Origin of the sequence: [Bacteroides] pectinophilus (genome assembly GCA_025146925.1) — a bacterium.
GTDB classification, from domain to species: Bacteria; Bacillota; Clostridia; order Lachnospirales; family Lachnospiraceae; genus Bacteroides_F; species Bacteroides_F pectinophilus.
Window position 1 is genome coordinate 2,424,214 of the sequence record CP102260.1, and the last position, 13,922, is coordinate 2,438,135.

The 13,922-nt window shown below is 42.8% G+C and carries 10 protein-coding genes; all 10 read right to left on the reverse strand.

The features are described from left to right. Window positions 1-212 precede the first annotated feature (212 nt). A complete protein-coding gene (locus NQ488_11335; protein UWN95161.1) occupies window positions 213-542 on the reverse strand; it encodes a winged helix-turn-helix domain-containing protein in 330 nt (109 codons plus the stop codon). A 69-nt stretch (window positions 543-611) separates the two neighbouring features. Further along, on the reverse strand, window positions 612-1,283 hold the full coding sequence (locus NQ488_11340; GenBank protein UWN95162.1) for a hypothetical protein: 672 nt from the start codon (window positions 1,281-1,283) through the stop codon (window positions 612-614). A 12-nt stretch (window positions 1,284-1,295) separates the two neighbouring features. Then, window positions 1,296-1,952 carry a hypothetical protein gene (locus NQ488_11345; protein ID UWN95163.1) on the reverse strand — a complete coding sequence of 219 codons (657 nt, stop codon included), beginning with the start codon at window positions 1,950-1,952 and terminating at the stop codon, window positions 1,296-1,298. A 16-nt stretch (window positions 1,953-1,968) separates the two neighbouring features. Next, window positions 1,969-2,700, reverse strand: a complete 732-nt coding sequence (locus tag NQ488_11350) for a hypothetical protein (protein UWN95164.1) — start codon at window positions 2,698-2,700, stop codon at window positions 1,969-1,971. Window positions 2,701-2,819: 119 nt separating this feature from the next. Further along, complete coding sequence (locus NQ488_11355) at window positions 2,820-2,957, reverse strand: hypothetical protein (protein ID UWN95165.1); 138 nt, start codon at window positions 2,955-2,957, stop codon at window positions 2,820-2,822. Window positions 2,958-3,026: 69 nt separating this feature from the next. Continuing rightward, window positions 3,027-3,392 carry a DUF6033 family protein gene (locus NQ488_11360; GenBank protein ID UWN95166.1) on the reverse strand — a complete coding sequence of 122 codons (366 nt, stop codon included), beginning with the start codon at window positions 3,390-3,392 and terminating at the stop codon, window positions 3,027-3,029. Window positions 3,393-3,498: 106 nt separating this feature from the next. After that, window positions 3,499-4,458: a hypothetical protein gene (locus tag NQ488_11365; GenBank protein UWN95167.1), complete on the reverse strand. Its 960-nt coding sequence runs from the start codon at window positions 4,456-4,458 to the stop codon at window positions 3,499-3,501. 427 nt (window positions 4,459-4,885) lie between these two features. Then, window positions 4,886-11,227, reverse strand: a complete 6,342-nt coding sequence (locus NQ488_11370) for a DUF3849 domain-containing protein (GenBank protein ID UWN97153.1) — start codon at window positions 11,225-11,227, stop codon at window positions 4,886-4,888. Between the two features lie 884 nt (window positions 11,228-12,111). Continuing rightward, window positions 12,112-12,465 carry a TnpV protein gene (locus NQ488_11375; GenBank protein ID UWN95168.1) on the reverse strand — a complete coding sequence of 118 codons (354 nt, stop codon included), beginning with the start codon at window positions 12,463-12,465 and terminating at the stop codon, window positions 12,112-12,114. Between the two features lie 989 nt (window positions 12,466-13,454). Then, window positions 13,455-13,751 (reverse strand): hypothetical protein, encoded by a 297-nt coding sequence (locus NQ488_11380; protein UWN95169.1) that lies wholly within the window; start codon window positions 13,749-13,751, stop codon window positions 13,455-13,457. Window positions 13,752-13,922 lie beyond the last annotated feature (171 nt).

Sequence of the window (13,922 nt, forward strand, 5' to 3'; positions counted from 1 at the left end):
TTCCTCCATCTGCTTATTTTTTGCATGACAAAAGGCAGCCATTATTGACTGCCTTTGCATAACTACGATATTCACTTATAAACCTTTATCATTACTGCCCGTATTCGTTTTGATTTCTGCAATGTACTCCTGTCTCCTTTCTGCACCTGTCACTGTAAATGTTTTTACAAATAAAAAAGACAACCAAGATTTTGTTTCTTAATTGCCTGTTTCTATGCTATTAAATTTTTATTGAACCGATAACCAACTCCCCAAACAGTCTGTATATAGCTTGGCTTGCTAGGATTATCCTCTATCTTCTCCCGAATATTCCGGATATGGCTCATGACGATGTTGTAATCGCCGGAATAGGATTCTTTCCACACAATGTCATAAATCTGTTCCTTACTGAACACTATTCCCGGATGCTTTGCAAAAAGCTTCAAGATTTCAAACTCGGTATATGTAAGCTCTATCTCCTGATTTTCCCGAATGATTACCCGTTGAACCTCATCTATCATAAGACCTTTGAAATTCAACAGATGCTCGTTCATACCTGACATCTGAATGACTTCTTCCTGTTCCTGAAAAATATCTGTTCTGCAATGAACTGTTGGATAAATTAACCCGCATTATTCCACCCTCTCCTGTAAATTACCTAATCTGTTCAGCACTTCATACATCCGGCCATTGCCAAATATATAATTTTGCAAAACAAGCGGCTTCCCCACCTGCCTGCTTTCCCGGTACAGCTTCATATAAGCATCCTTCGCTTGATAAAAGCTGTCTTCCAATTCTTCCATCTCTTTTGTTGGCATTTCAAAAATTTTCCCCTGAATGACCTGCCCCTGGGCTGCTATTCTTGCACAGGATTTCTGCCATGCCGCTTCCTGCTCAAATTGTATATCCAGCCACTCTATCTCATCTTCTTTTGTCAGCGGCGTCCCATCTACCTTATAATACTGTTCATTTTCATAGCGCTGTTCAATTTCAGAATACAGCCTTGCATAACTCAATCCGCAGGCATTTACAACATCAGTATAGTCATACTGCCCTTTTTCTTCCCTAATTTCTTTTAATATTCCGGCTCTCATATCGCTGAACGATGTAACCGAATGCACAACTGTATGCTTAATTTTATCCATTAAATTTTCCCTGTTTTTCGATAATTGAGAAACCTCTAAAATATCCTTATGAAACACTTTCTGGTCTTCATTTTGGCTTTCCTGTTTTCCCAAATATTCCCTATCAAACTTGAAAAAATCCGGCAGATGAATAGGATGACTTAAAAATGTAATTGACATATCTCTTTCTCCTTACTTAAAAGCACTATCCGTAACCGCTTCCGTCATAGCATTTGCTTCATAAGCATTAGACGCTTTTGACAACAGCCTTTCATTGTTCCACGACCGTAATAATCGGCTTCTTTCCTGTTCCTGCTTTGCAATCTTTTCATTCAACATTTCCTGCTGCTGTTTTTTAACCTGCGCCCGTTTTTCCAGATATTCTTCCAAAAGCTCTTTTTGTCTATCTTTCTTGTTGCTTGTCTTTTTATAAAAACTGTTTTGTGAACGAGCATAAAATTCCGATTGATTATTAACACCAGACCATGAATCGCCCCTATAATCTTTAGCAGTAGCTCCTACAGTGAGCACCATAGAAGCTTCCAACGGTGCAAAGGACGAAGTTAAGTCACGTTTAAGTGCTGATAATATCTTTTCCCTGTACTCCGGATCATCTTTCATATTCTTAAATGCTTCCTCTGATATGTTGATAGCCACATTGGTTATAGTTCTATTTCTGGGTATCTTATCAATTTCAGCATAAAATTCCTTTTTGAAAATCGCCATTTCTTCCGCTTCTGATAATTCCTTTGTATTGCCCGTTTCTCCCGTGCTGTTTACGCTCTTTGTACTTTTCGTTGTTGCAACATTGTTCTGATAATAACTCTGTCCTACTCCACTAATAGCCATTTTTAATCCTCCTTTATCAGCACTTTTTCATAATATCCGATAGTATGCTTGTTGCTGTTCCTTGTTTGTAATTTATACTTTTAAAGGCTACCAAAAACTTCTCTTTAGCCTGCTCCATTATTGATACTGCGGTTTTCTGATATTTTGTATCAAACATTTGAGCCTTATCTTGTGTTTTTACTTCATTTTGAGGGCTATTTCTACGGAAATACCATGAACTGTCTGCGTTTTCAAATGCTTTATTGGTTTGTTGACAGGTAATATATCCTTCTAAATTTGCCAGACGCATTTTAAAGGCTTCGTCCAATCCGGCTAAATCTTCGTCAAGTGTCAATGACTTTTTCCCCGTAAGTTCGTAGGAAACTTCACGATCTCCATTTTCATGTTCTTTTACGATTTCATTATAACGGGTTTCATATGTATCCATTATAGATTTCATCACATCTTCAACATTATAATTCCTGTCTTTTAATGTTAGGCTGCTAATATCCCGCATTGCGGTATAGTGTTCCCAAGCAACCTCATTTGTATTTTGTATTGTCAGTTCCCTGACATTGGTATAATCCGAATCAGGTTCAAATTTGCTTGCCATTTCCCGCAGCATATTTCTTCCTGCATCAGAAATAGAAAGATTTGCCGACTGCTTCACCATCTTTGAGATTGCTTCCCTAACAGTTGCTTCTCCCCGTATATAATTTGTAGTCGTTCCCAAATAATCATAATTATGTCCGACTCCATTAATAGCCATTTCCTAATTCTCCATTGTCATCAATTTTTTATATTGCCGCCCCTGCCCCCTTGCAATAAGTCCGGGCAGTCCGCAAAAGCAAAGGTTTATGCGCCTTGCGGAATATGAACAATTTCTCCTTATGCCTTTATATCAAAACTTGCCCCTGTCGGCGCAGATGTACCAGAAACCGCAGCTAAGAGGTTCTGCTTAACACTTTTTACATCAGTGCCAGTAGCTGATATTGTAAACGTTTCATCTTCTGTCAGCTTCTCCAACTGCGCCTTTTTCTCTGCCCGTCTCTTAGCTGCCTTTTCTTCTGAGATTTTTCTTTCCTCACGCTTTTTCTATAATCTTTCTTTTTGTTTCTTTTCCGCATTCAATGTAGTTGAATTTTGTTTTGAACCACTGGTTCTTGTCATACCTCCGCAAGTAACAGAAGCATTCCCATCGGCATCTATTACAGTTGTAACACCATGTATCACTGCATTATCAGCTTTGGCTTGTGCAAACATTCTATTCTGTCCCGGTACTGCACCAGTTAAATTAAACTCTACTTTCTTGGCAAATTCCGGATCATTTGCCATTTTCTTTAGACATTCGCTAGAAAGATTTATTACCACTTTATTTTCATTTCCACTCATAAGACTGCTACCCGTATTAAAAGTAATCTCCGGGAACTTTTTACACAGTTTCTCATAATATTCCTGCACTTTGTCCTTGCTGTTTGTCTTTACCTCCGTTGCTACATTAGTGTTTCACACTCTTCTACTTCGAGAATTAATTGCTTTTTCATATCCTGTCATAAAACTCGCTATATTAAACAATTCCACCGTGCTTATATTGCTGTTCCCGAAGCTTATCCAACGATTTTGCTCCATCCGGGCTATACAAATCCAATAATTCCAAAAAATTACCAGACTCCTTACACCCATTCAATATCATACGCATACTATCCGCATCTTTACCGAATAACATACCCAACAGACTCATATCATACTGATTTTGACTATCACTTAATACTCCCTGCTGATGTAAATCCTCCATAAAACCATAAGAACGAACCTCGGAACCTATTCGCATCGCCACATTATATAAATCTGGATCAACAGTATGAAGATAATTTAGGTAGCGTGTCTCAATATTTCTATTGGGCGTGCCACTCATCATCCAATTTGCTATATCTTCCAAAGATGCACCTATGGCAGCATCATCAATCAAATGCATCTGCCATCTTCCGCTTTCAGTCTTTGTAAAGGTATATTTTCCATCTTCCGAATACAATGTATTTGACCATGAGTTTTTTGGAGCCGCCTGGTCTCTGACAAGCACTTCAAATGCATCCATTGCAACTCTGTCTGGGATACACTTTTTCTCATCTGTTGGTAATTCCATTTTCCCCAATGCTACTGCAGTTTGCACTAGTTCATAATCCGATATGTTTTCTCCATGATAAAAATAAGAATTTTGTTCTTTCAATTTATCAAATGATGCCGGTAGTTTTACTTCTGCCAACTGTTCTTTGGAAACCTCAGTCCAATCTTCTTTTTTCTTACTACCTGCGGTCTGCATCTGCACTCTCGAACCATTTGTAATCTTTGTACCATATTTTGCATTTACCATATGTTCTGTTATTGTCACATGTGCAAACTGAAATAAACTCCTTTGGTTTCTTGTATTTCCGTAACCTTCAACTTTCACAGCATATGGAAATGATGACTTCGTATTCAAAACAGAGTAAGTACCTGTATAAAATGTATTTGCCGCTTGTATTCTCATAATATAACCTCCAATCCAAACAGAAACAGCGTCTATTTTCACATTCAATCCCTTGAAACAGACGCCATCCTTAGCTCATAATATTTATCGACATTTATTCATTTTTCTTTACAGAATGGAACGAAACCTGAAATTTGGGCGTGCCTCTTACTATATCTGTAACCCTATAAGTTTTCGATACTCCTTTGCATTTTCACAATCTGATACAATTCCTGATTGCGCATCCAAGCAAAACGGTAACATCTGCCAATCCTCATTGCCACATGCTCCTACCAATAACAATTGTCTGCCATAAATGATCTCCATCTTTGCACGATAAAGGGCAGCCACTACGGACTGCCCTTACATAAACTGCTATAACACTTTTCAATATTCCCAACCCGAATAGTGCTGACAGGTTGGGAATAAAGTTGGGAATAAAACTTTTTTATAAAATCTGATCTTTCCCCTTTGCCTTATCCACTGCATCCCTTCCTGCAGGTGTCCCGGACACCCTTGCCTTCATTGCTGCGAGTTTTTCTTGCAATGAAGTCCGTTCTGCAGGTCGGTCTGCAAGTCTGCGTTCTCCTTCTGGTGCTGCTTTTTCCAAATTGCTCTGCTTGATTGGCATATCCGCAACCACTTCCTCCCGGTTATCCACTTTTTTCACATCTTCATGTGGTTTTTCTGGTTCCGTGGCTTCGTCATCCATGCCAATCGCATCATCGCCCTTTTCATCCATGTTAAGCAAGGCATTAAGTTCTGCAAGACGTTCCAGTTTCTCGGAAAGCTCCGCTTCCTGCGGAAACGGCTTGTCTACTTCTGCTTTTGCTGTTTCAAGCTGATGTTCCACATTGGAAAGTTTCGTCTGTGCTTCCTCAAGCTGTATTGGCATGGCTTCCAGTGCATTGTTGATACGGGTGATATTGCCGAGCGGATCAGTGCCGACTTCCATCGGATGGCTCATGGCTCCTTTGACATTCATCACAAACTTATTGTTAAAAGAATCAAAAGTTACATTCAGCTTAAATCCAAGATATTCCCCTACATCCGCACTAGCATTGATGCCTTTGATTTCCTTACACATGGCTATGATCGCAGTTCCAGCTTCCTTCTTATCGGTGTATGGCTTTCCGCCCACCTGCATAAAGAACTGCTCCTTATCCTCCGGCTTATTTTTCGCATATTTTTCCATATCAGCAGTAAAGCCTTCGATACGCTCCTTGAAAATGGCGATCTGATGCGGATAATGTTGTGTGATGTTATCCTCCAGCCTGTACTTCTGACTGGTATGGTTTGCCTTCATCAGTTTCAGCTTCGATACCTGAATATCGAGATCCATTTTTTCTTTTATGTAGGGATTACCTGTGGCAAGTGCCTTGACTTCTGCATAGGAAAGTGCCGCTTCGTCCACATCCTCACAGCTTCGCACCGGGGATTTGCTGGTCATGATCTGTCCGATGAATTTCTGTTTATTCTCGATGAGCTGCCACGAATAACTGTCAAACGTACCTTCCGTAACATAACGAAATATCTTGACCTTATCATTCTGGTTGCCCTGTCGTAAAATACGACCTTCCTGCTGTTCAATATCAGAAGGACGCCAAGGCACATCCAGATGATGCAGTGCAATCAATCTGTCCTGCACATTCGTACCGGCTCCCATTTTTGCTGTGGAACCTAATAAAAAACGAACCTGTCCGCTTCTTACTTTTGCAAACAGCTCCGCTTTTCTAAGTTCTGTATTGGCATCATGGATAAATGCGATCTCCTGCTCCGGCACTCCCTTTTCCATGAGCTTGTTTTTTATATCCTCATACACATTGAAAGTGCCATCACCCTTCGGTGTCGATAAATCACAGAAAATCAACTGTGCCGACTTCTGCTCTTTGGTGTTCTCCCATATCTCATAGGCTTTCTCCACACAGGTTGCCGCTTTAGAATTTTCCTCATCCGGAAGCATATCGTTGAGTAATCTCTGATCAAGTGCCAGCTTTCTTCCGTCATTGGTAATCTTTAACATGTTGTCCTCGTAAGGCTGTACCTGCCTGTCCCGGACTGCTTCGGCACGTTCCGCAAGTGACGCTACCATGTCTTTCTGGAACTCACTCGGCTTTAGAACCACATTTTCATATTCTGCTTCCGGCACAGGAAGTTTTAACATATCCGGTGTCTGAATGTCCGCACTCTCCTTGAAAAGTGCAATCAGCTCCGGCAGATTGAAAAACTTCGCAAATCTTGTCTTTGCCCGGTATCCGGTTCCTTCCGGTGCAAGCTCTATGGCTGTCTGTGTTTCTCCAAAAGAAGCCGCCCATGCGTCAAAATGTCCCAGTCCCAGCTTTTGGAGCGTTCCATACTGAAGATAACGCATATTCGTATAAAGCTCCGTCATGCTGTTGGAAATCGGTGTTCCAGTCGCAAAGGTCACACCCTTGCCGCCTGTGATCTCATCAAGATACTGACACTTGGCAAACATATCCGAGGACTTCTGTGCTTCCGTCTGTGCGATACCTGCCACATTCCTCATTTTTGTGTAGAGGAACAAATTTTTATAATTGTGCGATTCATCCACAAACAGCCTGTCTACCCCCAACTGCTCAAAGGTCACGACATTATCCTTACGGCTCTGGTCGTTTAACTTATCAAGACGCACCTGCAATGCTTTCCTTGATTTTTCCATCTGCTTAATAGTATAACGCTCCCCGTTATCTTTTTTTGCCTGTTCAATGGCAAGCTCAATCTCATCAATCTGTCTTTCGATTGTAGCCGCCTGTCTTTCCTGTGATAACGGGATTTTTTCAAACTGACTATGCCCGATGATTACAGCATCATAATCACCTGTCGCAATACGGGAACAGAACTTTTTTCGGTTGGCAGGTTCAAAATCTTTTTTCGTTGCTGCAAGGATATTTGCTCCGGGATATAACCGAAGGAAATCACTTGCCCATTGTTCAGTCAGGTGGTTCGGCACTACAAATAATGACTTCTGGCATAGTCCCAGACGCTTGCTTTCCATTGCCGCTGCTGTCATTTCAAAGGTCTTTCCGGCACCGACGCAATGCGCAAGCAGGGTATTATCTCCATACAGTACATGGGCAACCGCATTTTTCTGATGCGGCTTTAATTCAATATCCGGTGTCATGCCTGGAAATTTCAGATGCGAACCGTCATATTCTCTTGGTCTGGTGGAATTGAAAAGCTCATTATATTTTGCCACAAGTGTCTGCCTGCGTTCCGGATCACGGAATACCCAGTCCTTAAATGCCTCCCTTATTGCTTCCTGCTTCTGGCTTGCAATCATGGTTTCCTTTTTATTGAGGACTCTCTTTTCCTTTCCATCCTCCTCAATGGTGTCATATACTCTCGTATCTTTGAGGTTCAGGGAATCTTCCAGTATCTTATAGGCATTTACCCGGCTTGTACCGTATGTCATGTTGACAAGCGTATTGCCATAGTCCGCATTTTTGCCCTTTACATTCCACTCTCCGGTTACACCCGAAAACTGCACACCTATCGTATCCCTGCGGAATAAATGTTCCGGTGTCTGGAAAATATCACGCATAAAATCATTGATATACTTTGGTTCAATCCATGTGGCACCGATACGTACCTCAATCTCCGATGCGTCCAGCTCCCTCGGCTGTACCTGCGTAAGAGCCTGCACATTTGGAGCATATTCCGGATGATTTTCCGCATAAGTTGCTGCTATGGCAAGTTTCTCTCGCACATTACCACTTAGATACTGGTCTGCTGTCTCCCAGACATCGGTAAGCGGGTTCTGAAAAATGACACCACGAAGCTCCTCAGTAAGTGTATCCTTATCTTTTCCGGTAAGCTCTCCCATAAAATCAAGGTCGATTTTAGCTTTCTCTGCTAAAGATACTGCCAGCGCTTCACTTGCAGTATCCACGCTTGTGACAACCTCTGCCCTTTTAATGGTACGCTTCGTGAACATATCCGCCTTGCCTTTGAAATTGCCCTCATCATCAAGTTTTTCCAAAGAACACAACAGGCAATAACTGCTGTCCTGATTAAAGGCTCTCTTATTCGTCTGTGAATTGATCAGACCATATTTCTTAGAGAAATTATCATACAGGCTATTAAGTTCTGCCTGCTTTTCCTTGATTGTTACATCGGAGTATTCCTCAAGCTGCATATCAATCAGTTCCTGCGTACAGTTACGGATTGCCACCATGCCCTTGATACGCTCTTTTGCGGTGTCCGATACTTCCACAGGCTTCATCACAGAGTTTTCACGGTAATATACCTCGTTATCGACTACGGTATAGCTGAAATTCTTGACGAACGGATCAGCAGGAATACTCTGCCTGCTCATGTCATCCGCAAGCTCCTCATCCAGATCAATCGTATCAATCTGTCCTGTAATGTTTTGAAGTGCTTTCGCTAACTGCTCCTCAAATGGTCTGCTGTCATCTGCCCTGCAGGTGCTTTCCATGCCATAAGGACCGGATACCATTTCCATCTTTCCTACGATCTGCTCCGGGTGCTCTGCAAAGTAAGCGTTCATTGCAATGCCATCTGCATCCTCTCCCAGATGTACCCAGTCCGGCTCACGCTCCACCATGCGGTCACGCTTCTGGAAAAATAAAATATCCGAAGTGACCTCGGTTCCTGCATTTGCCTTAAATGCGGTATTCGGAAGTCTGACTGCACCAAGCAGGTCTGCTCTTTGTGCAAGGTATCTTCTGACTTCCGGACTTGCCTTGTCCATGGTTCCCTTGCTTGTGATAAAAGCAACCACCCCACCGGGACGCACTTTATCCAACGTCTTTGCAAAGAAATAATCATGGATCAGGAAATTATTTTTATCATACTGCTTATCTGCCACCTTATACTGACCAAAAGGCACATTTCCGATTGCCACATCAAAGAAATCATTCGGATAATCGGTCTTTTCAAAACCTTTGATCTGCACATCTGCCTGCGGATAAAGCTGTTTTGCAATGCGTCCTGTGATACTGTCAAGCTCTACTCCGTAAAGCCTGCTTTCTATCATGGAATCCGGCATCATACCAAAAAAGTTGCCGATGCCCATGGAAGGCTCCAGTACATTTCCTTTGGAAAATCCCATTTTCTCCAATGTTTCGTACATCTGGCGGATAATGACCGGACTTGTGTAATGGGCATTCAAGGTACTCTCCCTTGCCATGCGGTACTCCTCCGGCGATAACAGTTCCTTTAACTGGTGATATTCTGCTGACCAGTTTGATTTGCTCTCGTCAAACGCATCGGCAAGACCACCCCAGCCGACATACTGGGATAAAATCTGCTGTTCTTCCGGTGTAGCATATCTGTTTTCACCTTCGATCTGCTCCAACAACTTAATTGCCGCAACATTTCTCTGGAATTTTTCTTTTGGAGAGCCTTCACCCAAGCGGTCATCGCTGATATGGAAATTGACAGCGTTGCTTTTATCCGGTGCAGCCACAGATCTTTCCTGTACAGTCTTATTCTCCTCTGCCGAAGGTGTAAGCGGCTCCCAATCTCCGGTAAGCACCTGCGACAGCATATCTTCAGTCTCTTGCTCTGCTTCTCCATTCTCCAGACGCTCACGGGCAGCCTGCGTGTCTATGTTGTCCAATTCATCTTCGGTCTGTTCCCTTTCATCAGAGAACTCCGTCTCTGCTTCCCTGCCACTTTCTGCAAGCTCATTCCCCCAGTCCATTGCTTCCTGCAAAGTCGAAAATGTCTCCAATGCTGGACGGGTAGTGTCTGCCATATCATAAATAGCATATCTGTCCGCTTCCTTATCAATCCAAAGGAATACTCCTTCTGATAATGTGGCACTCCATTGTGTCGGATTGCCATATTCATCATCTGCATCATGTACCACATGCCACGCTAATTCCTGCACTTCATCCAGCGCTGCGATACCATCCGTCCCCTCAAAGCGTGAAAACACTTCTGCTTCGTGCCTGTCAATATCTTCCTCTGCAATGGCATTGATATAATCGTCCTCTACTTCGCTACGCTCCGGCTTATGGTCGTATTCAAAGGTTTTCCCATTGACCTGTGCATAATAAAAACTGCTGTCCTCAATGTCATTTCCAAGCAGATATTTCTCTTTTTCACTGCCCCACTCATCAACCAGAACACACTCATATCCATCAATCGTGATCTTTTGCTGTGCTTCCTTTTCTTTTTCCCGAAGCACATTGATATATCTTCTTGCCTGATTGGTAAATCCGTCCAGCACTGCCGGATGTGAGCTTAGAATCAGATCATTGTTCTGCCACTCATTTTCCGCAACAATGCCCTTTGCCCAGTCCTTATTGTTCTGTGAAAAACGACCATCATAATCAAAATGCGTAACCGTATTTGCAAGAACAAATTCCACACAGTCAATGCCATATTTATCTATTATCTCATCTGCTGTATTCCTCGGAAGAACAAAACCATTGAATTTCTCAGCAATCAGTGCATCAATGTCTTTCTTACACTCTAACCGCTGTCCATGCTCCAGACGGGAAAGCTCCCGTTGTCTTGCTTTCTCTGCCTGTTCTTCCTTATATGCCTTATAATTCTCTTTCCCCTGTGGAGATAAATATTTATCCTCATGGATCAGCTCCCGAAGCCTTTTCTCCACAACATTCCAGTTCAAAAGCACCTTTGCATACGGATTGCCATAACTTCCCTTTTCCAGCCGGATACCTTTTCCATCATGTTCATTATGGGAATCATCATTGCCCGGCAATCCGCCGGAACCACCACCAATGCCATATTCATTTTTCAGAAAAGCAACTGTTTCTTTCTGGTCATGTCCTTCCATGAAATACTCATAAATGCGGAAAGCTCCATGCTCATAGCCGCTTCCTCTGCCAAGTGCATAGTCGATTTCATCCTGTGTGATAAAATCTTCCTGTGCTACCTCCACCGCATCCGGCAATGGAAATTCCAGTCTCTCCCTGTCAAGGTCTGCTATCTCCGATAACAGATATTCCGGTGATTTCACATGCCGCCATTTTAATTCGGCTTCACCCGATGCAAGTCGCTCTGCCGCATCTTCCAAGATATTTTTAAGCTGTTCCCTGCCCTCATGGGTGGAAAGAAGCTCCATGAGTTTTGCTTCACTTTCCGGATAATTTCCTGCTTTTAAGCCAAGCTCCTCCGGCATTTCATCCATTCCATCCCGCAGGAAGAAATAGATCTGATTGGCAACACGATTTCTCTCCTGTGTATCTACAAGAAATGCTTCACTGGCACTCATATAAGTACCATTTTCGATCATGGAACGGATATGGCTCTCCACATCTTCCCAATCCATCGTGACAATCGGTGTTTCCCTTGCCTGTGTTCCATAGCCGACGCTCATACCATGCTCATCGAACCACACTGATACTGGATTTCCATTAATTTCAAAACCTTTTCCAGTCTGTCCGTACTCATTTTTCAGAAAATCCACCATCTGCTCGGCATTTCTGCCCTCTGTGTACTTTGCAAAGATACGCTTTCTGCTGTGCTGTTTTCCTCCACCACTGCGAAGAATGGTTTCAAGCTCATTCTGTGGCAAAGAAAAAGCAGCGGGCATGGTATATTTCATACTTGCTTCCGCTGCTGCGACTGTTCCGACCTGCTCCTCAAAAGAAGGAAACAGGCTGAGTTGTGTAAAGGTGGGTTCCGGTGCTTCTCCCCGGAGAAGATCATCTGTGTCTGTTACAGACTGTAAACCAGTTCTCCCAGAACCACTTCCTCTGCTCGGTTCCGAATGCTGTTCATCTTCGCTACCCAGAGCATCTGATCGGCTTCCTTGAGTTGTTCGGTCACTCCCTCGGTTGCCGCCATCTGGCTCGTCAGCTTCTCCATTCTCTCCTCTGCCTGCTTCTGGATCGTCAGCAGGTGTTCTTTCAATGTTCCTTTCAGAAGAAACGCTGAGTACACGCCCCTGTGGTTCTCCTTCAGATAAGTCTCTCTCATCATTCCGTACTTCGTTACCGTTCCCTCCGGCTGAATGTCCGCCTGTAATGTCGGAATCAGATAATCCCCGTTCTTCTCGTATGTCAGATTCATCGCTATTGCCCCTTTCTACGCTGTTTTGGTTGTTGTCTATCTGTTCTTCATGTCTGCTCTCGCTTTCACGCTTTAACGCATTGTAGTCTATTTCAGAAGTATTTGCAAGTCCTTTCTGCGTTAAATTTTCTGTTTGTTCCTGTTCGTGGCTTCTGTTATATGCCCTTATGGTTCTTCCAATCTCTAAAAGTACCGGTTTTGCAAGCTCATTGGCTGCATCACCAAGTACCGCAAGGGTATCCATGGAATTAAATTCATGAATAAAATCAAAAGCAAACTCCGAACCATACTCCTGCATATCTACACCACAGGCAGATAAAAGTGTAAAAGAAATACTCTCAGATAAAGTATCTCTTAAACGGATACCGACATTCTGCTCGTCCAGTTCCTCTAAGAAACTGCCCTCGATCATGTACTGCAGATCCGGCAGCAATTCCTCATAATAATCTGCCGCAATCCTCTCAGCTATCTCCATAAGTCTTTCTTCAAACAGCTTCTTATCATCTGTGGCACCATAAGTCTGCTCCAGACGCTTAATTGCATCTTCCTTATGTTCCTCATGTAATTCCCAGAGTTCCGGATACCGTCCGATTCTCCTTGCCGCATGGACATCTGAAACATCAAATACATATTTCAGACGCTTTCCATGTGCATCATCCTCGTCCAAAAGTGCGATACCCTTTGCCCCTTTGTTTACCCAGCAGTGCATACGCTCATTCCACAGCTCTATGGAAGCACACGCTGTTGCGTCCGGTCTTTGTGCATAGATTAAAAGCTGTTCCCGGAACGGATACTTATACAGCCTTGCCGCTGTAGTCAGGTATTTCATCCATTCCTCACGATTTTTGACAACCTCGGCTGCTGTCTCTTTTGCCAGAGCCGATATAAAATCATATTTTCTCACACAGTTCTCCTTCCTGTCATAGATACGACAAAAAGGCAGCCACATACACTACATGACTGCCTTTCCCTTACTTCCCGTTACATTCCTATTCTGTTGTACCAAAGCTGAAAGTCTTACTCTCAGCCGCTTTCTTAGGCGTAAATCTCGCCTTAACTTCCGCAACCCTCCACTCTAATGCCTGAAACATAGCATCTACCTGTTCCTGTGTATATTCGTAGGAACCCCGATTTGCAAGATTCTCCAGTCTGCCAATAGCATCCACCGCCTTATTCATGCGGTACTCACCAATACGGATAAACTTCTCCGCCTTTGTCTCATTTTCCTTTGCCGCAGGCTCACCCTGCATTTCCTCTGCTGTCATTGTTACATTTGTTTCTTCCATGTGTTTTCCTCCATTTTTGATAAAAAATTAGAGCGTACAGGTTTTCCCATACGCTCTGACGCTGTGTTGTTATTTTAGTTATGTGTGGTATTAGTGTTGCACCGACAAACTTGAATTGAGATTTCATGTATTCCAAGGGATTTAATAATTGTTATATTTTATTATCAAATA